Here is a 24,447-nt window from a genome sequence, read left to right as displayed (position 1 = left end):
CCGCCGGCACGCGGTCGATCCAACAGTTTCCCCCTCTATACGTAGCGGAACACGCCGACGGCGTAGACCACGGAGAGAGCGAGAGCCCACCACAGGTTGGATCCGACAAGACCCAGCCAAGCGAGATGGATAAAGGCGCTGCCAAGCAGCGACAGAAAAAGACGGTCGCCGCGCGTCGTCTCGAAGCGCAGGATGCCGACGCGCGGATTGCCGCCCGGCGAGGCAAATTCCCAAAACGCCATGCCGCACAGCAGCAGAAGAATGGTGCCGAAGAACGCCGCCGTCGGCCACGTCCACGCCATCCAGGTGAGGTCGAGATTCATGGTGACACCCTCCCCAGGGCAAAGCCCTTGGCGGTGGTGGTGAGGATGAACCCGTGCGTTTGTTTCATCACACCCTCCCCAGGGCGAAGCCCTTGGCGATGTAGTTGCGGACAAACCAGATGACGAGCGCGCCGGGGATCAGCGTCAGCACGCCGGCGGCGGCAAGCAGGCCCCAGTCCATGCCGGCGGCCGAGACGGTGCGGGTCATGGTGGCGGCGATGGGCTTGGCATCGGTGGTCGTCAGCGTGCGAGCGATCAAAAGCTCGACCCATGAGAACATGAAGCAGAAGAAGCACGCGACACCGATGCCGCTGGCGATCAGCGGCATGAAAATCCTGACGAAGAAGCGCGGGAAGGAGTAGCCGTCGATATAGGCTGTTTCGTCGATCTCTTTGGGCACGCCCGACATGAAGCCTTCGAGGATCCACACCGCCAGCGGCACATTGAACAGGCAGTGCGCCAGCGCCACGGCGATGTGGGTGTCGATCAGGCCGAAAGCCGAATAGAGCTGGAAGAACGGCAGCGCGAACACTGCCGGCGGCGCCATGCGGTTGGTCAACAGCCAGAAGAACAGATGCTTGTCGCCGAGGAAGCGGTAACGCGAAAAGGCGTAGGCCGCCGGCAGCGCGGCGGCCACCGAGATCACCATGTTCATCACCACATAGGTGATCGAGTTGATGTAGCCCGAGTACCAGGAGGCGTCGGTAAAGATGGTGACGTAGTTGGCGATCGTAGGCTGATGCGGATAGAGCGTCAGCGAGGAGACGATCTCGGCATTGGTCTTGAAGCTCATGTTGATGAGCCAGTAGATCGGCAGCAGAAGCACGATGATGTAGATCGTCGGCACGATCCACCACCAGCGCGATTCCTCGCCGCGCTTGCGCATCAGCCGGGCGACCTGATCCTGCGAAAGCGTGCTCGCCAATTTTCCCGAAGCGGTGGTTTCGCTCACTCTGTCGGCTCTTTCGTTGGCGCCGCTCATCTCAGCGCTCCGCGTCGTAGTTGGTCATCACGGTGTAGAACACCCACGACAACAACAGGATGATCAGGAAGTAGACCAGCGACATGGCGGCCGCCGGACCGAGGTCGAACTGGCCGAGCGCGGTCTTGACGAGGTCGATCGACAGGAAGGTGGTCGAGTTGCCGGGGCCGCCGCCGGTGACGACGAAGGGCTCGGTGTAGATCATGAAGCTATCCATGAAGCGCAACAGCACGGCGATCAAAAGCACACGCTGCATCTTCGGCAGCTGGATATAACGGAACACCGCCCAGCGCGAGGCGCCGTCGATCTTGGCCGCCTGGTAGAAGGCATCCGGGATCGAAACCAGGCCGGCATAGCAGAGCAGCACGACAAGGCTGGTCCAGTGCCAGACGTCCATGATGATGATGGTGACCCAGGCGTCGAACGGATCCTGCACGTAATTGTAGTCGATGCCGAGCGCGTTGACGTAGTAGCCGAGCAGGCCGATGTCGTTGCGGCCGAAGACCTGCCAGATGGTGCCGACGACGTTCCACGGAATGAGCAGCGGCAACGACATAAGCACCAGGCAGACCGGCACGCCCCAACCCTTCTTCGGCATGTTGAGCGCGATGAAGATGCCGAGCGGCACTTCGATGGCCAGGATGATGAAGGAGAAGATCAGGTTGCGCACCATGGCTTCCCAGAAGCGGCTGGACGACAGCAGTTCCTCGAACCACTGGGTGCCTGCCCAGAAGAAGACGTTGTTGCCGAAGGTGTCCTGCACCGAATAGTTGACGACCGTCATCAGCGGAATGACGGCCGAGAACGCCACCAGCACCAGCACCGGCAGCACCAGGAACCAGGCCTTGTTGTTCCAGGTCTTTTCCATCTATGCCCCCATCTCGACACGCCCCATCTCAACCAGCCAGGAATCGGCATAGATGTTGATGCCGGCCGGATCGAAGCGAACCTTTGGGTCGGCCGGCACGCTCTCGTCCTCGCCGATGACGGCAGCGATCTCGCGGCCTTCGAGGCTGGCGCGCACCACCTTGTGGCGGCCGAGATCCTCGACCTTGCTTATTTTAACCGCCATGCCCTCGCGGCCGAGCCTGACATACTCGGGGCGGATGCCGAGTTCGATGGCGCCGGAGCTCCCAGCGGCGGTCTTTGGCGCGCCGGGCAACTCGATGCGCTGACTGCCAATGGTCGCAGTCTTGCCGTCGATCGCCACCGGCATGACGTTCATGCCGGGCGAGCCGATGAAGTAACCGACGAATGTGTGGCGCGGGCGCTCAAACAATTCAGCCGGCGTGCCGATCTGGACGATGCCGCCATCATACATGACGACGACCTGGTCGGCGAAGGTCAGCGCCTCGGTCTGGTCATGGGTGACATAGACCATGGTGTAGCCGAAGCGGCGGTGCAGTTGCTTCAACTGCGATCGCAGCACCCATTTCATGTGCGGATCGATAACCGTCAGCGGTTCGTCGAACAGGATGGCATTGACATCCGAGCGCACCAGGCCGCGGCCGAGCGAGATCTTCTGCTTCTGGTCGGCGGTCAGGCCCCTCGCCTTCTTCTTCGCCCACGACGCCAGGTCGATCATCTCCAGCGTCTCGCGCACCTTGCGGTCGACATCGGCCTCCGGCACGCCGCGATTGCGCAGCGGGAAGGCAAGATTGTCGTAAACGGTCATGGTGTCGTAGATGACCGGGAACTGGAACACCTGCGCGATGTTGCGCTCCTGCGTCGACAGATTGGTGACGTCCTTGCCGTTGAACAACAACTCACCGTGCGAGGGGTGCAGAAGTCCCGAAATGATGTTGAGCAGCGTGGTCTTGCCGCAACCCGAGGGCCCAAGCAGCGCATAGGCGCCGCCATCCTCGAATGTGTGGTGCACTTCCCGCAGCGCAAAATCGGCATCCTTCTGCGGATTGGGCAGGTAGGAGTGCCTGACATGGTTGACGTCGATGCGCGCCATCTCTTCCCCCCTCAGGCCGCAAGCTTCGGCGCGGCGACGGCGCTGCCGTTGCTGTCGAAGACCATGATGTGGCGCGGATCGATAAACACCTCGATCTCGGCGTCGGGCTCGAAATCGCGGATGCCGTGGGTCAGCATGACCCAGCGCGCATCGGCAAAATCGAGATGGATGAAGCTTTCCGAGCCGGTGATCTCGGTGATCGTCACCTTGGCGCGCACCGGCACCGCGGCAGCGTTGGGCCGCTCGAGCGACAGATGATGCGGCTGGAAGCCGATCGTGTAGTTGGCGTCGGCAATGCCGGCGAGTTCTGCAGGTACCGGCAGCTTGACGCCGCCCTCGAGAAGGAAATCCGGACCTTTCTTGGCCAGCACGATGGTGTTGAGCGGCGGATCGGCAAAGGTTTTCGCCGTCACCAGGTCGATCGGCTTGCGGAAGACGTCGATGGTCGGCCCGAATTGAGTGATCCGCCCCTCCGACAGCGTCGCCGTATTGCCGCCGAGCAGCAAGGCTTCATGCGGCTCGGTCGTGGCGTAGACGAAAATAGTGCCGGCGGCGGCAAATATCTTGGGCAGTTCGGCGCGCAGCTCCTCGCGCAATTTGTAGTCGAGGTTGGCGAGCGGCTCGTCGAGCAGCACCAGGCTGGCATTCTTGACGATGGCGCGGGCCAGCGCCGTACGCTGCTGCTGGCCGCCGGACAGGCTGAGCGGCGTGCGGCCGAGATAGGGTGTGAGCTTCAAAAGCCCTGCCGCGTTGCGGACTTCCTTGTCGATCTTGGCCTGGTCGGTGCCGGCGACGCGCAACGGCGAGGCGATGTTCTCGTAGACGGTCATCGCGGGGTAGTTGATGAACTGCTGATAGACCATGGCGATCTTGCGCTGCTGCACCGGCATGCCGGTGACATTCTGGCCGTCGAACCAGACTGAACCGGTGGTCGGCACGTCGAGTCCGGCCATGAGCCGCATCAGACTGGTCTTGCCCGACAGTGTCGGCCCGAGCAAAACGTTGAGCGAGCCGTGCTGAAGCGTCAGCGACACGTCGCGGATATGCTCCACCGCGCCGACCATCTTCGTCACGTTTCTCAGTTCCAGCATGATGCCTCCTCCCAGGCTTTGTGCATCAATCGCCTTCCCTATTCCGCTGCCGCGACATGGCGCCGGCTGATGCCGCGCATGAATTCGTCAAGCGCCGAGGCCTGTTCGCGGCTGAGATGCAGACCGCGTTTGGTGCGACGCCACAATACATCTTCGGCGGTCAGCGCCCATTCGTTTTCGCTGAGGTAGCGTACCTCGGCCTCATAGAGATCGGCGCCGAAATTGCGGCCGAGATCGGCGTTCGACTTGGCGAGGCCGAGCAGCACTTGCGCGCGCGTGCCGTAAAGCCGGGTCAACCGACGCGCCAGGCGCTGGTCGATGAAAGGAAAGGCGCTCTTCAGCTTCGCCACCTGGGCGTCGAAACCGGTGGCCGGGAAATCGCCGCCTGGCAAGGGCGCGTTCGCCGTCCACGGCTTGCCGCGCTTGCCGAGAAAACCTTCGATCTTTTCCAGCATCGATTCCGACAACCGGCGGTAGGTGGTGATCTTGCCGCCGAAAGCGTTGACGATCGGCGCCTTGCCCTCGCCGCCATCGGCTTTCAGCACATAGTCGCGGGTCGCTTCCTGCGCCTTCGAAGCACCGTCGTCATAGAGCGGGCGCACGGCCGAATAGGTCCAGACGATGTCAGGACGCGTCACGGCTTCAGCAAAATATTCGCTCGCCGCCGCGCAGAGATAGTCGATCTCGGTGTCGCTGATCTTCACGTCATGCGGATCGCCGGGATAGTCGCGATCGGTGGTGCCGATCAGCGTAAATTCTTCCTCGTAAGGGATGGCGAAGATGATGCGCCCGTCCTTGTTCTGGAAGAAGTAGGCGCGCGGATCATCGAACTTCTTTTTGATGACGATGTGACTGCCCTGCACCAGGCGCACATTGTGCACGTCGTTCTGGCCCACGGTGGTCGACAGGACGTGGTCGACCCATGGACCGGCGGCATTGACCAGCAGCCGGGCCTTGACCTCGTCGGCCTCTCCCGTCCGCACGTCTTCCACGCGGATCGCCCATAGATCGCCTTCGCGCCGCGCCCCGACGACTTTCGTGCGGGTGCGGATGGTGGCGCCGCGGTCGGCGGCGTCGCGCGCGTTCAACGCCACCAGCCGGGCATCGTTGACCCAGCCGTCCGAGTACTCGAACGCCTTGTGAAACAGCGGCTTCAGCGGCTTGCCGGCCGGATCCTTGGACATGTCCAGTGTCCGGGTCGCCGGCAGCAATTTGCGGCCACCAATATGATCGTAGAGGAACAGGCCGAGCCGAATCAGCCAGGCCGGGCGCAGGCCCTTGGCGTAGGGCAGCACGAAGCGCATCGGCCAGATGATGTGCGGCGCGTTCTTCCACAGAACCTCGCGCTCCATCAGCGCCTCGCGCACCAGCCGGAACTCGTAGAATTCGAGGTAGCGCAGGCCACCATGGATCAGCTTGGTCGAACCGGAGGAGGTTCCGCTGGCAAGATCGTTCATCTCAGCCAGAAACACCGAAAAGCCCCGCCCAACGGCGTCGCGGGCGATGCCGCAGCCATTGATGCCGCCACCGATGACGAAGATGTCACGGACTGCGTCCACAAAGCCCTCCCGCGATTTCGCATTGCAGCATTTTTAGGTTTTCACGAAACCGTAGCGGGATTATTTCGAAATAAGAACGAATGTCAAACGAAATATCACGGGGCTGTGATAGCGCCGCTATCCGAGCGACGTTTCAATCAATTGCACCTCCGCTTCCTCGCAGATCTTGCGCACCGACGGGATGTCGCAGCGGTCGGTGATGAAGGTGTTTACCTGCGAGAGATGGCCGATGCGAACCGGCGCGGTGCGTTCGAACTTGGTCTGGTCGGACACCAGGATGACGTGCCTGGCATTGGCGATGATGGCTTGCGCCACTTTCACTTCGCGAAAGTCGAAATCGAGCAACGCGCCGTCATGGTCGATGGCCGAGGCGCCGATCACCGCATAGTCGACCTTGAACTGCCTGATGAAATCGACCGCGGCCTCGCCGACAACGCCGCCGTCGGAGCCGCGCACGACGCCGCCGGCGATTACCACCTCGATCGAAGGATAGATGCGCATCCTGTTGGCAACATTGATATTATTGGTGATGACCATCAGCCCGGTATGGTCGAGCAGCGCCTTGCTGACCGACTCGGTCGTGGTGCCGATGTTGATGAACAGGGAGGCGTTGTCGGGTATCAGCCTGGCCGCCGCGCGGCCGATAGCCTCCTTCTCGTCGGCGGCAATCTTGCGGCGCGCCTCATACTCCATATTCTCGATGCCGGACGGGAACAGGGCCCCGCCATGGATGCGCGTCAGCAGCCGCTGGTCGCAGAGATCGTTGAGGTCCTTGCGGATGGTCTGTGGCGTCACGTTGAAATGCGTGGCGAGGTCATCGACCAGCACACGGCCATGGTCCTTCGCCATCTGGATGATTTCGGCATGGCGCGGCGACAAATACACTGAGAACCTCCCGTTTTCGTTTTTCTTGTTTGTAGCTGAAAACGAAAGCGATGAAAAGGGAGACGCCGGCTAATGAAATGCCGATGATTGCAAAGGCGAAATCGATGCGGGCGGGTAACGCTGGCCGGGCAACGTTGCGGGTGCAACAGCGGCGAGTTTGCCGGGCGAGCATGAAGCTGCGTCCGAACCGACCGCGGTTTGGGACCTGATTAGCCTGTTACCCTGTCAGTCCCTCAGCGATCTTGCACACTCGCAGATGACAGTGAAGGCGGTATCGACATCGGCCGCGGTTGTCTCGAACTGGCCTGCCTGGAAGCGGATGGCGACCCGCCCATCGACACGCGTCTGCGTCAGGTAGATACGGCCGTCATTGTTGATGGCGTCGACCAGACGCAGATTGTGCTCGTCGCAGTCAGCGCCGGATGCGGCGCGATGCCGGAACGAGAACAGCGACAGCATCGGCTGGCTGGCGAGCTCGAAATCCTCCTCCTCGGCCAGGCGCGCTGCTATGCCTTCGCTCCAGGCGACGTGATTGCGGATCATGGTGCGCAGCGCCTCGAGGCCATGGGCGCGCAGCAGGAACCACAGCTTCAGCGCCCGGAAGCGACGGCCGAGAGGCACCGACCATTCGGAGTAGTTGATGATGCCGTCATGGCCGCGAGTTTTCAGATAGTCCGGCTTGATCGCCAGCGTGCGCACGAGATCCTCCGGCTGACGGACGAACTGGATCGAGCAGTCGAATTGCGCGCCCAGCCATTTGTGCGGGTTGAAGACGATCGAGTCCGCGCCCTCGACGCCGGTCCAGAAATGCCGGTATTCCGGACAGATCATCGCCGATCCGGCCCAGGCGGCGTCGATATGCAGATAGAGCCCCTGGCGTTTGGCCACCGCGGCCACTTCAGCGATGTCGTCGGTGCCGCCGGTGCTGGTGCCGCCGACGCACGCGATGATGCCGGCCGGCAATAGGCCGGCCGCGCGGTCGGCAACAATCGCCGCTTCCAAAGCCGCGGTATCCATGGCGCGGTAGGTGCCGGCGACGGGAATGCGGACGAGGTTTTCCTCGCCAATGCCGGCGACCCAGATGGCGCGGTCGATCGAGGTGTGCACCTGGTCGGAGGAATAGACGCGCAGCCTGCCCTGCCCGGAAAGACCCTTCTTGTTGCCCTGCCAGTCGAGCGTGCGCTCGCGCATGGTCAACACGGCGGCCAGCGTCGCCGATGATGCGGAGTCCTGGATCACGCCGGAAAAGCCTTCGGGCAGGCCGAGCGCCTGGCGCATCCAGTCGACGATGCGCGTCTCAAGCTCTGTCGCCGCCGGCGAAGTCTGCCACAGCATGCACTGCGCGGCCATCGCAGAGACCAGATATTCGGCCACCACCGAGACGGGTGCTGCATTGGCCGGGAAATAAGCAAAGAAACGCGGATGCTGCCAATGCGTCATGCCGGGCACGATCTTGGCTTCGAAATCGGCGAAGATCGTCTCCATCGATTCCGCGGCCTCCGGCGGAGAAGCTTCGATGCTCCTGAAGATCTCGCCCGGCGCTATGGCAGGTCGCACGGGCCGATCGCGAAGGCCGGCGCGGTAATCAGCGCCCCAGTCGGCGGCGCGCCTCGACCAGTCGCGGAATTGCTCGTTGTCCATGGATCCTCCCGACGCGCCGATCAGCCAGCCGCTTGAATTTTGATTAACATGTTAAATAGAGACAGGCAACCGCGACGAAGGTTCCCGCGCTACCCCGGAAAATCCGGCAGGCTGGCAAAGGCCGTCTTCAACGCGTTCGACCAGCCTTCGGAAATAGCACGATAATATCGATCGTCCTGGCCGATGCGCTTTTTCAAACCCACCATGAACGTGTCCTCCTGCAGGAACAGCAGGTCGAGAGGCAGGCCGACGGACAGGTTCGATTTCAGCGTCGAATCGAACGATACCAGCAAGAGCTTGACCGTTTCAGCCAGGCTCATCGTCCTTTCATAGGCACGGATGATGATCGGCTTGCCGTATTTGGTCTCGCCGATCTGGAAGAACGGCGTGTCGTCGGTCGATTCGATGAAATTGCCCTCGGGATAGATCATGAACAGCCGTGGCGGGCTGCCCTTGATCTGGCCGCCGAGGATGAAGGAGGCGTTGAAATAGGAATCCGCCTTTTCGCCGGCAGGCGACGAGCTGGCGATGACTTCCTTGACGGTGTCGCCGACCAGCCGAACCGTCTGGTACATGGATGGGGTCTCGAGCAGCGTCGCGTGGCGTTCCGCCACCGCCTTGGTGCGCTCGTCGAGCAGGCTGACCACGGCCTGCGTCGTAGCCAGATTGCCGGCCGACATCAGTACGATGACGCGCTCGCCTGGCTCTTCCCAGACATGCATCTTCTTGAAAGTGGAGATCGAATCCATCCCTGCATTGGTGCGCGTGTCCGACATGAACACGAGCCCACGATCGATCTTGAGGCCGACGCAATAAGTCATGGAATCTCTTCAGGCAGCAATCTTGCCGGAGACTACTGCTCTACCGTGACGGTGACTGCAAGCTGTTCCTCCGCCTGTCCCAGTCGAATTCCCGACACCGGCGAGGCGTCGCGATAATCACGGCCGGTGGCTACCCTGACATAGCGTTCATCGGGGGAAATGCCGTTGGCGGCGTCGAAGGCGACCCAGCCGAGACCCTGAACATGGGCTTCGGCCCAGGCATGGCTTGCCGCCTGCTCGATGGCCGCATCCATCATCAGATAGCCACTGACATAGCGGGCCGGAAAACCCATGACGCGGGCTGCGGTGACAAAGATGTGGCTGTGATCCTGGCAAACGCCGGTCTTCAGCGCCAATGCCTCTTCCGCCGGGGTCGTCACGCTGGTGGTGCCCGGCGTGTAGGCGACGCGCTCGACGATCAGCGCCATCAGCCGATGCAGCCTTTCGATGTCGGTACCTTTGCCGACCGCCGCGGCAAGCTCGCTTATGCCCTCGCCGGGGATGGTCAAAGCTGTCTCCTGGCTGAACAGCCACAGCGGCGCAAAGCCGTGATGCGGGCCGGACACGCCTGCTGTGTCGCGCGTCACAACCTCGCCGGAGGCTTCGACGGTGATGAAGTCGCGCTCGCCATCGACGCTCAACAACCTGTTATCGTTGCCGAAATGGTCGTTGAAGCGGACTTCCTCGCGCGCGCCCTCGATCTTCAGCGCCCAGGACAAGACGGTCTGCGTCGGTCCGCTGACCGGCAGCAGCCGCAGCCGCTGCAGCAGATAATGCACCGGCGCGTCGTAGCGGTATTCGGTCCGATGGGTGATTTTCAATCGCATATCAATTGAACCGGTAATCTTGTGCGATCTCTTCGCCAAGCTTGGTGTTGTCTTGAATGAACCTGGCCAGGAATTCGTGCAGGCCGGCGTCGAATATGTCCTTGATCGACCCTGCCTGCAGCATCGCCTGTGTCCTGTCGACGGTGGCGTGGCAGGCATGACGGTCGCCATAATCGTCGCCGAGGAACTTCAGATGCTCGGCGAGAAAACGATAACAGAAGGTCAGCGAGCGCGGCATGCGCACATTGAGGATCAGATAGTCGGCAATGTTGGTCGGTTTGTAGTCGGCCTCATAGACCCAGCGATAGGAACGGTGCGCCGACACCGAGCGCAGGATCGATTCCCATTGGTAGTTGTCGAGGCTCGAGCCGACCCAGGAGATCGACGGCAGCAGCACGTAGTATTTCACGTCGAGGATGCGTGCCGTGTTGTCGGCCCGCTCGACATAGGTGCCGAGCTGCGAGAAGTCGAAGATTTCGTTGCGCAGCATGGTGCCGTAAAACGAGCCCCGAATCAGCGCCGTCTCGCGCTTGATGGCGTCGAGCACGCTCGGCAAGTCGCGCTCGTCGATCGGCTTTGCCAGCATGCGCTTCAGGGCCATCCAGGCTTCGTTGATGCTCTCCCAGGTCTCGCGCGTCAGCGCGGTGCGCACCATGCGGGCATTGTTACGAGCGGTCTCGATCGCCGACATCGTGCTCGACGGGTTCGAGGTGTCGCGCAGCAGGAAGTCGGCGACATTGGCGGCGGTATAGTCCTTGTATTTCTGCGTGAAGGTGACGTCGGAGCCGGCGCTGAGCAGCACCGAATTCCACTCTTCCGACGCGCTCTGGGTGCGGGTCAGCGCCATGCGAAGGCCGGCATCGACCAGACGCGCCATGTTTTCCGCCCGCTCGATATAACGGTTCATCCAGTAGAGCCCGTTGGCGGTGCGGCCGAGAAGCATGGCAAGACCCTTCGGGTTAGTGAGTAGGGATTAGTGAGTAGGGATTAGTAAACATTTGAATCTCTGTGGAATACGGCATTTCTTGTCCCTCTACTGCCTACTGCCTACTGCCTACTGCCTACTGCCTACTGCCTACTGCCCTATTCCCTACCTAATCGTCCAACACCCACGTATCCTTCGTCCCGCCGCCTTGCGAGGAATTCACGACCAACGACCCCTCCTTCAGCGCCACCCGCGTCAAGCCGCCGGGCACGATCTGGATTCGGTCGGAGACCAGAACATAGGGCCTGAGATCGACATGGCGCGGCGACAGACCTTTTTCGGTCAGGATCGGGCAAGTCGACAGCGCCAGCGTCGGCTGGGCGATGTAGTTGGAGGGCTTCGCCTGCAGCTTCTTGGCGAAATCCTGGCATTCCTTCTTGGTCGCAGCCGGGCCGACCAGCATGCCGTAGCCGCCGGAGCCGTGCACTTCCTTGATGACCAGCTCATGGATGTGTTCGAGCACGTATTTCAGGCTGTCGGGCTCCGAGCAGCGCCAGGTCGGGATGTTGCCGAGGATGGCCTTGCGGCCGGTGTAGAACTCGACGATGTCGGGCATGTAGGAATAAATCGCCTTGTCGTCGGCGATGCCGGTTCCCGGCGCGTTGGCGATGGTGATGTTGCCGGCGCGGTAGACGTCCATGATGCCGGGCACGCCAAGGGCCGAGTCCGGCCGGAAGGTCAGCGGATCGAGGAAGGAATCGTCGACGCGCCGGTAAAGCACGTCGATCTGCTTGTAGCCTTCGGTCGTGCGCATGGCGACGTGGCCGTCTACGACGCGCAGATCCTGGCCTTCGACCAGTTGCACGCCCATCTGGTCGGCGAGGAAGGCATGTTCGAAATAGGCGGAGTTGAAGCTGCCCGGCGTCAGCACGGCAATGGTCGGTGCGCCCTTGGTGCTTTGCGGCCGCACTGCCGCCAGCGACTGGCGCAGCAATTGCGGATAATTCTCCACCGGCCGCACCTTGATCTGCTGGAACAGCTCGGGAAAGAGCTGCATCATCGTCTCGCGGTTCTCCAGCATGTAGGAGACCCCCGACGGCGTGCGCGCATTGTCCTCCAGCACGTAGAACTCGTTCTCCGAGATGCGGACGATATCGACGCCGATAATGTGGGTGTAGACGCCGGCCGGCGGCCGCACTCCGATCATTTCCGGCAGGAACGCCTCGTTCCTGGCGATCAGCTCCCTCGGCACGCGGCCGGCGCGCAGGATTTCCTGGCGGTGGTAAATGTCGTCGAGGAAAGCGTTCAGCGCCTGCACGCGCTGCTCGATGCCTTGCGTCAGCCTTCGCCATTCATTGCCGGAGATGATGCGCGGCACGATGTCGAAGGGGATCAGCCGCTCGGAGGCTTCCTGCTCGCCATAGACGGCGAAGGTAATGCCGGTCTTGCGGAAGACGCGCTCGGCGTCCTGCATCTTTTCGGTAAGCCTGGCCGGATCCTGCTCCTTCAGCCAGCGGTCGTAAGCCGTATACGGTTGTCTCAGCCCGGAAACTTCCGGAAGCATTTCATCGAACGCTGCCAATCGCATACTCCCCTGTGACGCCATTTCACTGGCGTCGCGGGAGAAAATCAAGCGCAATCGGTGATTTGGAGGATATCGGCGATCAGTATGTTCCGACTGCCCAAAATTCGGGCAGTCGGAACAGGACCTTAATCAGGCTCTGCCTTGTCGCCGGGCAAGTGCCTGATGCGGCTCTAGCAGTTCACCGGGCAAGTGCCTGATGCGGCCATAGCAGTTCACCGTTTCATGGAAACGGCGACCTGCCATGGCTTTTTGCTTTGCCGCAATTCCGGACGGAAAACCGCTTCACACTTTTCCTGGAATTGCTTTAGAATGCGCGGAAAGTGACGACCGTGAAGGTGTCCTTGATTCCGGGAATAATCTGCACTTTCTCGTTGACGAAGTGGCCGACATCTTCCTCGTCGTCGACGTAGAATTTGGCAAGCAAGTCGTAATTGCCGGCGGTCGAGTAGATTTCCGAGGCGATTTCGGCATCGGCGAGCGCGCTGGCGACCTCGTAGGACTTGCCCAGATCGCACTTTATCTGCATGAAAAACGTCTTCATTGCCGGTCCCGATCAAGCTTCAGCACACAAGCGGCCCTTGTGGCAGACTGCCGCCCGGCTTTCAAGCATCAGGCCGAGCGCGCCTTGGCGACGGCTTGTCTCAGTTCGGACACCGGCATGCCGCGCCGATACAAGTTGCCGCCGATGACCAGGGCTGGCGTGCCGCGCAGCTTGAACGCCGTCGCCTGGACTTCGGTGCGGACAAGGGCAGCGTCGATATCGGGTTCACGGATGGCGAGGTCGGCACGCACCATCGCCACATCGACACCGACGGAAGAAAGGATGTCGTTGGTGCGGCGTTCCGAAAGGCCGCGCTGGTTGGTCATCAGCGCATCGACCGCCGCGCCATAGTGTTCGCCGCTCAGCAGCGTCACCCGCGCCGCGTCGCGCGACACGTCGCCGAAGATCGGCCAGTCCTTCATCACAAGCCGAACGCCGCTGTCCTCTTCCATCAACTTCTTCAGTTCGACGAAGACGAGCTTGCAGATCGGGCATTGATAGTCGACGAATTCGGCGATGGTGACGTCGCCATCGGGGTTGCCGAGCGCTGGAATGGCGGGATCAAAGGCGACTTCCGTGACGGTCGGCCCAGTGCTTGCCCAGGCGGGCAAGGGGGCCAAAACTGCGAGGCTTGCCGCGCCCTTCAGCAAAAGGCGCCGGTCGATCGGCTGCTTGAACATGGTCGTCCCCTGGTTGCGCGAACGGGTCCCCACCCGTCCCTACGATGCGCGCCCCGCGTTAAAGGAGGCTTAAGCATGATCATGTGGCACTTGCGTGGCGAATATTGCGGTTGCTGAAACCGTGAGGCTCCGCAAAGCGTATGGTATGATGCGTCCCGGGACAGGTTTTGTTGGGGGACAATGGAGACAGGCCATGCGCCGCACCGCATTCGCAGTTGTTTCATTGCTGTTCGCGTTGTTCGTGTCGGCAGCCCTTGCCGGCGACGCCGAAGTCAAGGCCGGCCAGGCCGTCATCGATGGTCAGTTGAAGGCGCTCATCGCCAATGATGGCGCCAAGGCGTACAGTTTCGCCGCTCCAAATGTGAAGCGCATCTTTCCGACCGTCGACACCTTCATGAACATGGTGACCAACGGCTATCCGCCGGTGCGCCAGCCGCAGAGCTATTCCTTCGGCAAGGTCGAGCAGATGGGGCCAACTTCGCTAATCCAGCAAGTGCTGATCGTTGGGCCCGACGGCAAGGACTATGAGGCGGTCTACACGCTGGAACAGCAGCCCGACGGCAGCTTTCAAATCACCGGCTGCAGCTTGCGCGCAGCGAATTCGCTCAGCACCTAGATGTGCTTATAGCACCGGAATATCGCCCCTCGCCCATCCCTCTGAAATGTCTGATGTGCGCGCCTCGAAGGCCTTTGCCTCGATCGCGGCGCGAACGTCCTGCATCAGCTTCTGATAGTAAGACAGGTTGTTCCAGGTCAGAAGCATCGCGCCCAGCGCCTCCTGCGAGCGCACGAGATGATGCAGATACGCGCGTGAATAGTCGCGTGCCGCCGGGCAGTCACTCTCCTCGTCCAGCGGCCGCGGATCGTCCGCATGGCGGGCATTCCTGAGATTGACCTTGCCGCGCCTGGTATAGGCCAGGCCATGGCGGCCGGCGCGGGTCGGCATCACGCAGTCGAACATGTCGATGCCGCGCGCCACCGATTTCACGATGTCGTCCGGCGTGCCGACGCCCATGAGATATCGAGGCTTGTTGTCAGGCAATTCCGGACAGGTGATCTCCAGCATATCCAGCATCACCGCTTGCGGCTCGCCGACGGCCAGGCCGCCGACGGCATAGCCCTTCAGCTCCATCGCGCTCAGCGCCTGCGCCGAGCGCACCCTGAGTGCTGCGTTGTCGCCACCCTGGACGATGCCGAACATGGCCTTGCCGGGCTGGTCGCCGAACGCTGTCTTGCAGCGCTCGGCCCAGCGCAGCGACAGCTCCATCGCGCGCTCGATCTGCTTGAGGTCGGCCGGCAGCGCTGTGCATTCGTCGAGCTGCATCTGGATGTCGGAATCGAGCAGGCCCTGGATCTCGATCGAGCGCTCCGGCGACATCTCGTAGGCAGCGCCGTCAATGTGCGAGCGAAAGGTGACGCCCTTCTCGGTCAATTTTCTGAGCTTCGACAGCGACATGACCTGAAAACCGCCACTGTCGGTCAGGATCGGCTGCGGCCAGCGGGCGAATTCATGCAAGCCACCAAGCCGCGCCACGCGCTCGGCGCCGGGCCGCAGCATCAGATGATAGGTGTTGCCCAGGATGATGTCGGCGCCGACGCCGCGCACCTGGTCCATATACATGGCCTTGACCGTGCCGCCGGTGCCGACCGGCATGAAGGCCGGCGTGCGGATTTCGCCGCGCGGCATGGTGATGGAACCGCGCCGCGCCTTGCCGTCAGTGGCGAGGATCTTGAAGGTGAATGTCTCAGCCATTGAATTCCTTGTCATGGACAGGCGCGCCTGGCGCCTGCCTGTCGAGCGACTGCCGGTAGTGGATGCAGCCGCGCATAAATCTCGGCCAGGGCGGCACGGCAATCGATGGATCGGTCCTTTCCGGCAGCAGATCCCACAGGTTGGGGTGATGCCAGCAAATCGTGGCCGGTGGCATCGCGATGCTGGCGAATGCCGGCACGCAATTTCTTCACTTCGGCGATCAGGCTCTCGCGATCAAAAGCTTGCAGGTCATCGTCCATCGCTCATCTCCGCTCGATAAAGCAGGCTTGCGTCTCCGTAGGAGTAGAATCTGTAATCGTTCCCGATGGCATGCGCATAGGCCGCGCGCATTGTATCGAGGCCGCTGAAGGCCGTAACCAGCATGAACAGCGTCGAACGCGGCAGATGGAAATTGGTCATCAGCAGGTCGGCGGTCTTGAACCGATAGCCCGGCGTGATGAAGATGTCGGTCGGGCCGGACCAGGCGGTCAGCGAGCCATCAGGCCGTGCCGCGCTCTCCAGCAGGCGCAGCGAGGTCGTGCCGACAGCGATGATGCGCCCGCCCCGCGCCTTGGCGCCATTCAGAGCGTCGGCTGTTGCTTCGCTGACCGAGCCGGTCTCGGCATGCATCTTGTGGTCAGCGGTATCGTCCGCCTTGACCGGCAGGAAGGTGCCGGCGCCGACATGCAAGGTGACGAAGCGGCGTTCGATGCCTTTGGCGTCGAGCGCGGCAAACAGCTCCGGCGTGAAATGCAGGCCTGCGGTGGGGGCAGCGACTGCGCCCTCCTCCTTGGCATAGATGGTCTGGTAATCCGTCAGGTCGCGCGCGTCGTCGTTGCGCTTGGAGGCGATATAGGGCGGCAGCGGGATGTGGCCGACGGCGCGCAGCGCTTCGTCGAGAAACGGGCCGGAGAGGTCGAAGCCGAGCAGCACCTCGCCCGCCTCGCCCTTCTCGATCACCGTGGCGTCGAGTTGGCCGAGAAAACAGGAATTGCCGTCATGGCCGAAATGGATGCGGTCGCCGGCGGCGATGCGCTTGCCAGGCCGCATGAAGGCCAGCCAGCGGTCCGGCGCCATGCGCATATGCAGCGTGGCGTCCACCTGCGCCTGCGCTTCGCCGCGCCGCCTGATGCCTCTTAACTGGGCAGGAATGACCTTGGTGTCGTTGAAGACCAGAACATCGCCAGCCCTGAGCAAGGACGGAAGGTCGCCAACCGTGCGATCCGAAAGACCCTCGCCCGGCCTGACCACCAGCATTCTGGCGCTGTCGCGCGGCTCGGCCGGGCGAAGCGCGATGCGCTCCTCAGGCAGGTCGAAGTCGAAGAGGTCGACGCGCATCAGTAGAGCCGGACGAGCAGCGCTCCGGCCAACAGCAGCACCGCGCCGGCGATGCGGCCGAGCGAAATCTCGCGCGCCGCCACGCCGAGAAAGCCGACGCGATCGATCAGCATGCCGGCCAGCAACTGGCCGGCAACCAGGAACGCCATCAACGCGGCTGCACCAATGCGCGGCGTAAGAATGGTTGACAGGGTAACATAGAAACCGCCGAGCATGCCGCCGGCGATGAACAGCCAAGGCGCCGGCGCCTTCCAGTCGAGCGAGATGTCCTGCAGCCGCACAACGGCAATGGAGATGATACCAAGCACGATCGCGCCCGACAGGAACGAAAACGCAGCAGCCGCGACCGGGAGCCCCAGGCCGCGCGCCAGCTGCGAGTTGATCGGCGCCTGGACGGCGATGAAGGCGCCTGACAGGATGCCGAGCAGCGACCAGACCACGCCCATCATCTTCGTTTGTCCTTACTTGACGTCGGCCGCGACCTTCAGCGACACGATCTTGTCGGGATCGACCACCGGCTCACCGCGCTTGATCTTGTCGACATTGTCCATGCCTTCGATGACCTGGCCCCAGACCGTGTACTGGCGGTTGAGGAAAGCGGCATCGTCGAAGCAGATGAAGAACTGCGAATTGGCCGAGTTCGGGTTCTGCGAACGGGCCATCGAGCAGGTGCCGCGACCATGGTTGGCGTTGGAGAACTCAGCCTTCAGGTCCGGCTTTTCCGAGCCGCCCATGCCCGCACGCGAAGGCGCGAAGGTCGGCTTCGACGAATTGCCGAACTTCACGTCGCCGGTCTGCGCCATGAAGCCTTCGATGACGCGGTGGAAGACCACGCCGTCATAGGCGCCTTCGCGGGCCAGTTCCTTGATGCGGGCGACGTGGCCGGGAGCCAAATCGGGGAACAGTTCGATGACGACCTTGCCCTTGGTCGTTTCCAGGATGAGCGCGTTCTCGCGGTCCTTGATCTCAGCCATGTCGTATATCCTTTATCTCAGAAAACAGATTGATTTGATTGGTTTACTTGTCGGCGGCGATGCGTACCTTGATCATGCGGTCGGGCTCGCTGACCGTGCCGTTGTCGGCCTCGTCGCCCTTCTTGATCTTGTCCACCATCTCCATGCCGCTGACGACACTGCCAACGATGGTGTACTGGCCATCGAGGTTCGGCGCCGGCGCGAACATGATGAAGAACTGCGAATTGGCGGAGTTCGGGTCCTGCGAGCGGGCCATGCCGAGCGTGCCGCGCTTGAAATGTTCGCTTTGCGAGAATTCGGCCGGCAGGTCGGGCAGGTCTGAACCGCCGGTGCCGACGGCCTCGGGGCTGAACCCCTTCTTCATGTTGCCGAACTTGACGTCGCCGGTCTGCGCCATAAAGCCGTTGATGACCCGGTGGAATGCGACATCGTTATAAGCGCCTTCACGCACCAGCTTCTTGATCTGCGCGACATGCTTGGGTGCCAGGTCGGGGCGTAGCGCGATGGTGACGTCGCCGTTCTTCAAGGTGATGACCATGGTGTTTTCCGGTTCGGCGGCGAAGGCCGAAACGGATGAGGTCACGAGACCGGCAAGCACGACGAGGAACGAGGCGAGCTTTTTCAGCTGCATAAGGGATCTCCGAAGGTCTTTGTTAGGGTGCATGTCGTTGCCCCAAAAACCGGCATCCACTTTGGGGCGACATGCACTATTTCGCGAATTTGGCGGTGAGCGCACCGGCAACGGCGGCCGGTACGAAGGGACGGATGTCTCCGCCCATCGAGGCTATCTGGCGCACAAGTGTGGCGGTAATGGTGCGTACCGATGGGCTGGCGGGCAGAAAAACCGTCTGCAGTTCCGGCGCCATGGTCTCGTTCATGCCAGCCATCTGCATCTCGTAATCGAGATCGGTGCCGTCGCGCAGGCCTCGGATCATGATCGAGGCGCCATGCTTGCGGGCCGCGTCGATGACCAGCCCGTCAAAGGCGACAACCCTAATGCGGGCTCCGTCGCGGCCGAATTCGGCGTTCGTCGCGGCCTCGATTAGCTTCACCCGTTCGTCGAAGGAAAACAGCGGCGTCTTGCCGGGATGGGTGCCGATCGCCGCATATACCGTGTCGGCGACAGCCAGCGATGCCTTCAGCACATCGAGATGGCCGTTGGTCAGCGGGTCGAAGGAGCCGGCATAAAGGGCGATGCGATCGGTCATGGGAGGTGCTTCTAGCGGGGCATTGGGCGGAAGGCAAATGCGATTGGGAACATCTGCGTGAACCTTTTCGCAGACATGAACGACAGATGAATGCCTTGATCACGAAGACTTCACGCCGCGTTCGCTAGTTTGCACTTCGGAAGATGAAACCAAAACCCGATCTAACCGTTGGATAGGCGCAGGAGAACACGCACATGCTGATCTACATGCTCGCCACCGCAATGACCGTCGCCATGCTGATCGCCACCGCATTCGGATTGCATAGCGAGGCAGAGCGCGTCCGTGTCCGCACAAAGCGGTTCGAAGGTTTCGGCGCTCGCTGGCCCCACCGTCGCCCCTGATTTATTGCTAGTTTCTTGTTTGCGCCGGCCCATCGGGCCGGCGTTGTTGCTCAAACCTATTCGGTGCTGTCCGGTACGGCATCTCCGGCGCCGGCCTCAATGACACCCTCTTCGACATCCTCGTCGGCCTGCGGCTCCGAAATCCGTTCGACCGAAACGACCTTCTCGCCTTCGGCGGTGTTGAAGATGGTCACGCCCTTGGTGGCGCGGCTGGCGAAACGGATACCGTTGACCGGCACCCGGATGACCGTGCCGCCATCCGAAACCAACATGATCTGGTCGTCATTGCCGACCGGGAAAGTCGCCACCAGCTGGCCGATCTCGGCCACCTTCGACACGTCGGTGGCTCGGATGCCTTTGCCGCCGCGTCCGGTCAGGCGGAAATCGTAGGATGACGAGCGCTTGCCGTAGCCATATTCGGTCACCGTCAGCACATACTGCTCATGCGCCTTGAGCTCTTCGTAACGGCTGTCGGAAAGCTCGGTCTCCTCGCCAATCTCCTCATTGGTGAGTGCAATCTCTTCTTCCTCGCCGGTCACCTCGGCGGCAAGCCGCCGCTCCAGTGCTGCCCGCTTGAGGTAGGCGGAGCGTTCCGCCGGTGAAGCATCGACATGCTCGATCACCGACATGGAGATGATGCGGTCGGTCTCGGCCATGCTTATGCCGCGCACGCCGACCGAATTGCGGCTCTGGAAGACGCGCACATCGCCAACGCGGAAGCGGATGCACTGGCCGGAGCTGGCGGTCAAAAGCACATCGTCATTGTCTGTGCAGGTCTCGACGCCGAGAATCTCGTCGCCCTCCTCCTCCAGCTTCATGGCGATCTTGCCATTGCGGTTGACCTGGACGAATTCGGACAGCTTGTTGCGGCGAACGGTGCCGCGCGTGGTGGCGAACATGACGTCGAGTTCGCCCCAGCTGGTCTCGTCCTCGGGCAGCGGCATGATGGTGGTGATGCGCTCGCCCTGCTCCAGCGGCAGCATGTTGATCAGCGCCTTGCCGCGCGACTGCGGATTGCCGATTGGCAGCCGCCAGACCTTTTCCTTGTAGACGATGCCGCGCGAGGAGAAGAACAGCACCGGCGTATGCGTGTTGGCCACAAACAGCCGGGTGACGAAATCCTCTTCCTTGGTCGACATACCGGAGCGGCCCTTGCCGCCGCGGCGTTGCGCCCGGTAGAGCGACAGCGGCACGCGCTTGATGTAGCCGGAATGGCTGACGGTGACGACCATGTCCTCGCGCTGGATCAGGTCCTCGTCTTCCATGTCGGCGCCGCCGTCGGTGAGCTCGGTGCGGCGCGGCGTGCCGAACTCGTCGCGCACGGCGGCAAGCTCGTCCTTGACGATCTGCTGGATGCGGGCGCGGGACGACAGAATATCGAGGTAATCCTTGATCTCGTCGCCGATGGTGTTCAGCTCGTCGGCGATTTCGTCACGGCCGAGCGCGGTCAGGCGCTGCAGGCGCAGTTCGAGGATTGCGCGCGCCTGTTCCTCGGAGAGGTTGTAGGTGCCATCCTCATTGATGCGATGGCGCGGATCGTCGATCAGCAGAATCAATGACTCCACGTCCCCGGAGGGCCAGCGCCGCTCCATCAACTGCTCGCGCGCCGTCTGCGGATCGGGCGCGGTGCGGATCAGCTTGATCACTTCGTCGATGTTGGCGACGGCGATGGCGAGGCCGACCAGCACGTGGGCGCGGTCGCGCGCCTTGCGCAGCAGGAATTTCGTGCGCCGGCTAATCACCTCTTCGCGGAAGCTGACAAACGCCTTCAGCATGTCGGTCAGGTTCATCACTTCCGGCTTGCCGCCGTTCAGCGCCACCATATTGGCGCCGAAGGAGGTCTGCAGCGGCGTGAAGCGGTAAAGCTGGTTGAGAATGACGTCGGCGACAGCGTCGCGCTTCAGCTCGATGACGACGCGGTAGCCCTGGCGGTCGCTTTCGTCGCGAATGTCGGAAATGCCTTCGATGCGCTTGTCGCGCACCAGCTCGGCCATTTTCTCGATCATCGAGGCCTTGTTCACCTGGTACGGGACTTCCGTGATGATGATCGATTCACGGTCGTTTCCGCGCTGTTCGACATTGACCTTGCCGCGCATGACGATGGAGCCACGGCCAGTCGCATAGGCGCTGTAGATGCCGGAACGGCCGAGCACAATGCCGCCGGTCGGGAAATCGGGACCCGGAATGATCTCCATCAGCGCCGGCAAGTCGATTGCCGGATTGTCGATGATGGCGATCGCGCCGTTGCAGATCTCGGCCAGATTATGCGGCGGAATGTTGGTGGCCATGCCGACGGCAATGCCCCCGGAACCGTTGACCAGAAGGTTGGGGAAGCGCGCCGGCAGCACCTTCGGCTCGGTGTCGGAGGCGTCATAAGTCTCCTGGAAATCGACGGTTTCCTTGTCGATGTCCTCCAGCAGCTCATGTGCGACCTTGGTCAGCCGCGATTCGGTGTAGCGCATCGCCGCCGGCGGATCGCCGTCGATGGAGCCGAAATTACCCTGCCCGTCGATCAGCGGCACGCGCAGAGACCAGTCCTGCGCCATGCGCACCAAGGCGTCGTAGATCGAGGCGTCGCCATGCGGATGGTATTTACCCATCACGTCCGCGACCGGGCGGGCCGATTTCACATATTTGCGGTTCCAGTGGTAGCCGCTCTCATGCGCCGCATAGAGAATGCGGCGGTGCACCGGCTTCAGGCCGTCGCGCACATCGGGCAGCGCACGGCTGACGATCACGCTCATGGCATAAGAGAGGTAGGAGCTCTGCATCTCCTCGATGATGGAGATGGGCTCGATGCCGGTAGGGCCGCCGTCGGCGCCGCGCGGGGGTTTTTGGTCGGTCAAATCGGATCACAATCTAATCAGGAATCACTGACCGCTTATATAGGAAGCACGGCCGAAACTCCAATATTCGTGGTGCTTTTCCAATGACGATTTCAGTGGTAATTTCAAATGGATAAAGCTGATTGCGACGATTTGGCCATAACGCATTTCGCCGCCGCCAGGGCAAAAGCCTGCGATGGACCGTTTTCCAAGCCAAGAACGTATCAGGAGGCAGGCGGACGCATTAGCGGGTAGCCACCCGCCGGGCGCGATAGTGGCCAGGCGTCTCACCCATGACGCGCCGGAAACGGCGGTTGAACGTCGACAAATCGTTGAAACCGGCCTCGAAGGCGATTGCCGAGATGGCATCGCCTGACATGCGCAGCCGCACCGCCGCGCGGTGCAGCCGGGTTCTCAGCAGAAACTGATAGGGCGTCATGCCGGCGACCTGCCGGAAGGTGCGCAGGAAATGATACGGGCTGGTCGCCGTCGCGCAGGCAAGCTCGGAAAGCGAGACCGGCCTGTCGGCATTGAGCTCGATCTGCCGCACCGCCTCGGCAACCCGTTTCTGGTCGCGGCGGCTCGGCGGTCGAACGCCAGGCACCGCATCGCTGGCGACGGGCAGTGCTGCGCCGGCAACTGCCAGTGCTGCGCCGGCAATTCGCAGGCCAAGCTCTTCAAAGGCGTCGATGTCGACCATCTCGCGCGCCGCTTCCGCCTCGGCCAGCAGCGATGCGAGCGCCGGCAAGGGCGGCATATGCGGCACGCCGAAGGCGAGCTTGCTCGCGCCGGGCACGTCGCTGGCGATGCGGTCGAGATAGGCCGGAGCGAAGTGGAAGGACAGGCAACGGTCGCCGGCGCCATGCTCATGCCCGCATTCATAGCAGGCGCCGACATTGCCGAGCAGGATTGCGCCCGGCGCCAGCATGGCGGCGCCTTGCCTGGTGCGGTAGCGGAAGGTGCCGCTGGTGACAGCGGCAACGCAGAAGGTGTCGTGCGCCTCCTCGAACGGGCGGTCGCCGGCGCCGGCCGTGCACAGCACGTCGGACACATGCCAGCCCTGCCCCGATGCCAGGTTTTGTTCGCTCGTCGTCATGGCTTGAAAGATAGCAATTTTTCCCAAGCGCGACACCCTGCCGGGGCCTATCGCTTGCAGCCTCCTGACACAACGAAGGCAGCAAGTATGATCGGTACATCCTCCTTTGCCGAAGCGCTCCACAGCGACGGCCCCAACCCCGGTCTGGCTGACAAGCTTGATCTCTACGGCCGCTTCGTCGGCGCCTGGACATTCGATGCCACGCGCCATCTCGAGGACGGCACGGTTCTCACCGGACGCGGCGAGGTGCATTTCGGCTGGGTCCTGGAAGGCAGGGCGATCCAGGATGTATGGATCCTGCCCGCGCGGGATGCCGGCCCCTCGCCTTCTCTCGGCAAATGGACTTTCTATGGCACAACGCTGCGGGCCTATGATCCCGGCTCGGATGCCTGGCACATCTTCTGGAGCGACCCGCGCAACCAATACTACAGCCGCCAGCTTGGTCGCGCCGAAGGCGACACGATTGTGCAGGTCGGCGCCGACGGCACTGGTTCCTCGGTCCGCTGGAGCTTTTCGCGCATCACCAAAGACAGCTTCCGCTGGCTCGGCGAGCGTTCGCACGACGATGGCAAGACATGGCGTCTCGAAGTCGAGTTCCTGGCGCGCCGCGTCGCCCACGACTGATGACGCAACATATTGCAAAAAGGTGACCAAAAGCATGCTTGGCCATGTCTCGATCGGCGTCCGCGACACCAACGTTTCGAAGCCCTTCTACGATGCCGCGCTAAAGCCGCTCGGTTATTCCTGCCTCAGCCAGTCGCCAGGCTCACTGGGTTATGGTGCGCAAGCCGTCGCGCTGTGGGTGAACGACGCGGAGCGGCCAGTGCCATCGGACGAGAAGTCCGGTCTGCATTTCTGCTTTGCCGCGCCGACGAGGCAGAGTGTCGTCGCCTTCCATGCCGCCGCCTTGCGTGCAGGCGGCAGCGACAATGGCGCGCCGGGCGTGCGCGCCGACTATGGCGAGGACTATTACGCTGCCTTCATCGTCGATCCCGACGGCTATCGCCTGGAGGCCTATTGCAACGCTGCCGCCTAACATAGCCGGCGTCTCCGGTATCGGCATCTCAGACGGTTCCCACCGGCCAGGCTTTG

The 24,447-nt window shown here is 62.2% G+C and carries 26 protein-coding genes and 1 pseudogene; 4 read left to right on the top strand and 23 right to left on the bottom strand.

Features of this window, described 5'->3' with window-relative positions; all coding sequences use genetic code 11:
- Positions 1-35 precede the first annotated feature (35 nt).
- The 14 genes from NKH22_RS19760 to NKH22_RS19695 form a co-directional block, all read right to left on the bottom strand.
- The gene (locus NKH22_RS19760) at positions 36-323 is read right to left on the bottom strand and encodes a DUF2160 domain-containing protein (protein WP_023670977.1); all 288 of its coding nucleotides are present in this window, start codon (positions 321-323) and stop codon (positions 36-38) included.
- 67 nt (positions 324-390) lie between these two features.
- Positions 391-1,305, bottom strand: a complete 915-nt coding sequence (locus NKH22_RS19755; protein ID WP_023670976.1) for a carbohydrate ABC transporter permease — start codon at positions 1,303-1,305, stop codon at positions 391-393.
- A 1-nt stretch (position 1,306) separates the two neighbouring features.
- A complete protein-coding gene (locus tag NKH22_RS19750) occupies positions 1,307-2,173 on the bottom strand; it encodes a carbohydrate ABC transporter permease (RefSeq protein ID WP_023670975.1) in 867 nt (288 codons plus the stop codon).
- Positions 2,174-3,265 (bottom strand): ABC transporter ATP-binding protein, encoded by a 1,092-nt coding sequence (locus NKH22_RS19745; RefSeq protein ID WP_023700777.1) that lies wholly within the window; start codon positions 3,263-3,265, stop codon positions 2,174-2,176. It abuts the gene before it with no gap.
- Positions 3,266-3,276: 11 nt separating this feature from the next.
- On the bottom strand, positions 3,277-4,356 hold the full coding sequence (locus NKH22_RS19740; protein ID WP_352910627.1) for an ABC transporter ATP-binding protein: 1,080 nt from the start codon (positions 4,354-4,356) through the stop codon (positions 3,277-3,279).
- Positions 4,357-4,394: 38 nt separating this feature from the next.
- Positions 4,395-5,915, bottom strand: a complete 1,521-nt coding sequence (gene glpD, locus NKH22_RS19735) for a glycerol-3-phosphate dehydrogenase (protein WP_352910626.1) — start codon at positions 5,913-5,915, stop codon at positions 4,395-4,397.
- A 117-nt stretch (positions 5,916-6,032) separates the two neighbouring features.
- Positions 6,033-6,800, bottom strand: coding sequence for a DeoR/GlpR family DNA-binding transcription regulator (locus NKH22_RS19730; protein ID WP_023670971.1), 768 nt, complete (start codon positions 6,798-6,800; stop codon positions 6,033-6,035).
- Between the two features lie 225 nt (positions 6,801-7,025).
- Positions 7,026-8,441: a pyridoxal phosphate-dependent decarboxylase family protein gene (locus NKH22_RS19725; protein WP_023819859.1), complete on the bottom strand. Its 1,416-nt coding sequence runs from the start codon at positions 8,439-8,441 to the stop codon at positions 7,026-7,028.
- A gap of 89 nt (positions 8,442-8,530) precedes the next feature.
- Complete coding sequence (locus NKH22_RS19720) at positions 8,531-9,262, bottom strand: proteasome-type protease (RefSeq protein WP_352910623.1); 732 nt, start codon at positions 9,260-9,262, stop codon at positions 8,531-8,533.
- A 32-nt stretch (positions 9,263-9,294) separates the two neighbouring features.
- The gene (locus NKH22_RS19715) at positions 9,295-10,089 is read right to left on the bottom strand and encodes a transglutaminase family protein (protein ID WP_023739978.1); all 795 of its coding nucleotides are present in this window, start codon (positions 10,087-10,089) and stop codon (positions 9,295-9,297) included.
- 1 nt (position 10,090) lies between these two features.
- Positions 10,091-11,032 carry an alpha-E domain-containing protein gene (locus NKH22_RS19710; protein ID WP_023693403.1) on the bottom strand — a complete coding sequence of 314 codons (942 nt, stop codon included), beginning with the start codon at positions 11,030-11,032 and terminating at the stop codon, positions 10,091-10,093.
- Between the two features lie 151 nt (positions 11,033-11,183).
- A complete protein-coding gene (locus tag NKH22_RS19705) occupies positions 11,184-12,596 on the bottom strand; it encodes a circularly permuted type 2 ATP-grasp protein (RefSeq protein WP_023670964.1) in 1,413 nt (470 codons plus the stop codon).
- Positions 12,597-12,903: 307 nt separating this feature from the next.
- Positions 12,904-13,140 (bottom strand): Lrp/AsnC family transcriptional regulator, encoded by a 237-nt coding sequence (locus NKH22_RS19700; protein WP_023670963.1) that lies wholly within the window; start codon positions 13,138-13,140, stop codon positions 12,904-12,906.
- Between the two features lie 68 nt (positions 13,141-13,208).
- A complete protein-coding gene (locus tag NKH22_RS19695) occupies positions 13,209-13,820 on the bottom strand; it encodes a DsbA family protein (protein ID WP_023700783.1) in 612 nt (203 codons plus the stop codon).
- 193 nt (positions 13,821-14,013) lie between these two features.
- Here NKH22_RS19695 and NKH22_RS19690 point away from each other — a divergent pair, with 193 nt between their 5' ends.
- Complete coding sequence (locus NKH22_RS19690; RefSeq protein ID WP_023684643.1) at positions 14,014-14,436, top strand: DUF4864 domain-containing protein; 423 nt, start codon at positions 14,014-14,016, stop codon at positions 14,434-14,436.
- A 6-nt stretch (positions 14,437-14,442) separates the two neighbouring features.
- Here NKH22_RS19690 and tgt read toward each other — a convergent pair whose 3' ends face one another.
- The 7 genes and pseudogenes from tgt to coaD all read right to left on the bottom strand — a co-directional run bounded on the left by tgt (position 14,443) and on the right by coaD (position 19,093).
- The gene (tgt, locus tag NKH22_RS19685) at positions 14,443-15,573 is read right to left on the bottom strand and encodes a tRNA guanosine(34) transglycosylase Tgt (protein WP_023706199.1); all 1,131 of its coding nucleotides are present in this window, start codon (positions 15,571-15,573) and stop codon (positions 14,443-14,445) included.
- Positions 15,566-15,833 (bottom strand): annotated as a pseudogene (locus tag NKH22_RS19680) (hypothetical protein). Before NKH22_RS19680 ends, tgt begins: the two are co-directional and overlap by 8 nt.
- Positions 15,823-16,911 (bottom strand): tRNA preQ1(34) S-adenosylmethionine ribosyltransferase-isomerase QueA, encoded by a 1,089-nt coding sequence (gene queA / locus NKH22_RS19675; protein ID WP_023822230.1) that lies wholly within the window; start codon positions 16,909-16,911, stop codon positions 15,823-15,825. Before queA ends, NKH22_RS19680 begins: the two are co-directional and overlap by 11 nt.
- A complete protein-coding gene (locus NKH22_RS19670; protein WP_023822231.1) occupies positions 16,911-17,360 on the bottom strand; it encodes a DMT family transporter in 450 nt (149 codons plus the stop codon). The genes queA and NKH22_RS19670 overlap by 1 nt, the downstream gene beginning before the upstream one ends.
- A 12-nt stretch (positions 17,361-17,372) precedes the next feature.
- Entirely contained in the window at positions 17,373-17,885 is a 513-nt protein-coding gene (locus NKH22_RS19665) for a peptidylprolyl isomerase (protein ID WP_023696509.1), read from the bottom strand.
- A gap of 43 nt (positions 17,886-17,928) precedes the next feature.
- Positions 17,929-18,423: a peptidylprolyl isomerase gene (locus tag NKH22_RS19660; RefSeq protein WP_245260645.1), complete on the bottom strand. Its 495-nt coding sequence runs from the start codon at positions 18,421-18,423 to the stop codon at positions 17,929-17,931.
- Between the two features lie 169 nt (positions 18,424-18,592).
- On the bottom strand, positions 18,593-19,093 hold the full coding sequence (gene coaD, locus NKH22_RS19655) for a pantetheine-phosphate adenylyltransferase (protein WP_023726681.1): 501 nt from the start codon (positions 19,091-19,093) through the stop codon (positions 18,593-18,595).
- A 194-nt stretch (positions 19,094-19,287) separates the two neighbouring features.
- Here coaD and NKH22_RS19650 point away from each other — a divergent pair, with 194 nt between their 5' ends.
- Positions 19,288-19,434, top strand: coding sequence for a hypothetical protein (locus NKH22_RS19650; RefSeq protein ID WP_023670953.1), 147 nt, complete (start codon positions 19,288-19,290; stop codon positions 19,432-19,434).
- 56 nt (positions 19,435-19,490) lie between these two features.
- Here NKH22_RS19650 and gyrA read toward each other — a convergent pair whose 3' ends face one another.
- Together gyrA and NKH22_RS19640 are read right to left on the bottom strand one after the other, a co-directional pair.
- Positions 19,491-22,280 (bottom strand): DNA gyrase subunit A, encoded by a 2,790-nt coding sequence (gyrA, locus tag NKH22_RS19645; protein ID WP_023696506.1) that lies wholly within the window; start codon positions 22,278-22,280, stop codon positions 19,491-19,493.
- A 223-nt stretch (positions 22,281-22,503) separates the two neighbouring features.
- Complete coding sequence (locus NKH22_RS19640; protein WP_352802760.1) at positions 22,504-23,355, bottom strand: helix-turn-helix transcriptional regulator; 852 nt, start codon at positions 23,353-23,355, stop codon at positions 22,504-22,506.
- Positions 23,356-23,442: 87 nt separating this feature from the next.
- Between NKH22_RS19640 and NKH22_RS19635 the strand changes: the two genes are divergently transcribed.
- Both NKH22_RS19635 and NKH22_RS19630 read left to right on the top strand, forming a co-directional pair.
- Positions 23,443-23,979 (top strand): hypothetical protein, encoded by a 537-nt coding sequence (locus NKH22_RS19635; protein WP_023706193.1) that lies wholly within the window; start codon positions 23,443-23,445, stop codon positions 23,977-23,979.
- 34 nt (positions 23,980-24,013) lie between these two features.
- Positions 24,014-24,391 carry a VOC family protein gene (locus tag NKH22_RS19630; RefSeq protein ID WP_352910618.1) on the top strand — a complete coding sequence of 126 codons (378 nt, stop codon included), beginning with the start codon at positions 24,014-24,016 and terminating at the stop codon, positions 24,389-24,391.
- The last annotated feature ends 56 nt before the right edge of the window (positions 24,392-24,447 follow it).

It is taken from the genome of Mesorhizobium sp. M1252 (genome assembly GCF_040318265.1).
Taxonomy (GTDB): domain Bacteria; phylum Pseudomonadota; class Alphaproteobacteria; order Rhizobiales; family Rhizobiaceae; genus Mesorhizobium.
This window is presented reverse-complemented; position numbering and strand designations above follow the sequence as displayed.

Excerpts from the sequence above, each read along its gene's own strand:
- NKH22_RS19760 (WP_023670977.1), bottom strand. The coding sequence starts at position 323 with ATGAATCTCGACCTCACCTGGATGGCGTGGACGTGGCCGACGGCGGCG.
- NKH22_RS19755 (WP_023670976.1), bottom strand. The coding sequence starts at position 1,305 with ATGAGCGGCGCCAACGAAAGAGCCGACAGAGTGAGCGAAACCACCGCT.
- NKH22_RS19750 (WP_023670975.1), bottom strand. The coding sequence starts at position 2,173 with ATGGAAAAGACCTGGAACAACAAGGCCTGGTTCCTGGTGCTGCCGGTG.
- NKH22_RS19745 (WP_023700777.1), bottom strand. The coding sequence starts at position 3,265 with ATGGCGCGCATCGACGTCAACCATGTCAGGCACTCCTACCTGCCCAAT.
- NKH22_RS19740 (WP_352910627.1), bottom strand. The coding sequence starts at position 4,356 with ATGCTGGAACTGAGAAACGTGACGAAGATGGTCGGCGCGGTGGAGCAT.
- NKH22_RS19725 (WP_023819859.1), bottom strand. The coding sequence starts at position 8,441 with ATGGACAACGAGCAATTCCGCGACTGGTCGAGGCGCGCCGCCGACTGG.
- NKH22_RS19720 (WP_352910623.1), bottom strand. The coding sequence starts at position 9,262 with ATGACTTATTGCGTCGGCCTCAAGATCGATCGTGGGCTCGTGTTCATG.
- NKH22_RS19715 (WP_023739978.1), bottom strand. The coding sequence starts at position 10,089 with ATGCGATTGAAAATCACCCATCGGACCGAATACCGCTACGACGCGCCG.
- NKH22_RS19710 (WP_023693403.1), bottom strand. The coding sequence starts at position 11,032 with ATGCTTCTCGGCCGCACCGCCAACGGGCTCTACTGGATGAACCGTTAT.
- NKH22_RS19700 (WP_023670963.1), bottom strand. The coding sequence starts at position 13,140 with ATGAAGACGTTTTTCATGCAGATAAAGTGCGATCTGGGCAAGTCCTAC.
- NKH22_RS19695 (WP_023700783.1), bottom strand. The coding sequence starts at position 13,820 with ATGTTCAAGCAGCCGATCGACCGGCGCCTTTTGCTGAAGGGCGCGGCA.
- NKH22_RS19690 (WP_023684643.1), top strand. The coding sequence starts at position 14,014 with ATGCGCCGCACCGCATTCGCAGTTGTTTCATTGCTGTTCGCGTTGTTC.
- tgt (WP_023706199.1), bottom strand. The coding sequence starts at position 15,573 with ATGGCTGAGACATTCACCTTCAAGATCCTCGCCACTGACGGCAAGGCG.
- queA (WP_023822230.1), bottom strand. The coding sequence starts at position 16,911 with ATGCGCGTCGACCTCTTCGACTTCGACCTGCCTGAGGAGCGCATCGCG.
- NKH22_RS19670 (WP_023822231.1), bottom strand. The coding sequence starts at position 17,360 with ATGATGGGCGTGGTCTGGTCGCTGCTCGGCATCCTGTCAGGCGCCTTC.
- NKH22_RS19665 (WP_023696509.1), bottom strand. The coding sequence starts at position 17,885 with ATGGCTGAGATCAAGGACCGCGAGAACGCGCTCATCCTGGAAACGACC.
- NKH22_RS19660 (WP_245260645.1), bottom strand. The coding sequence starts at position 18,423 with ATGGTCATCACCTTGAAGAACGGCGACGTCACCATCGCGCTACGCCCC.
- coaD (WP_023726681.1), bottom strand. The coding sequence starts at position 19,093 with ATGACCGATCGCATCGCCCTTTATGCCGGCTCCTTCGACCCGCTGACC.
- NKH22_RS19650 (WP_023670953.1), top strand. The coding sequence starts at position 19,288 with ATGCTGATCTACATGCTCGCCACCGCAATGACCGTCGCCATGCTGATC.
- NKH22_RS19640 (WP_352802760.1), bottom strand. The coding sequence starts at position 23,355 with ATGACGACGAGCGAACAAAACCTGGCATCGGGGCAGGGCTGGCATGTG.
- NKH22_RS19635 (WP_023706193.1), top strand. The coding sequence starts at position 23,443 with ATGATCGGTACATCCTCCTTTGCCGAAGCGCTCCACAGCGACGGCCCC.
- NKH22_RS19630 (WP_352910618.1), top strand. The coding sequence starts at position 24,014 with ATGCTTGGCCATGTCTCGATCGGCGTCCGCGACACCAACGTTTCGAAG.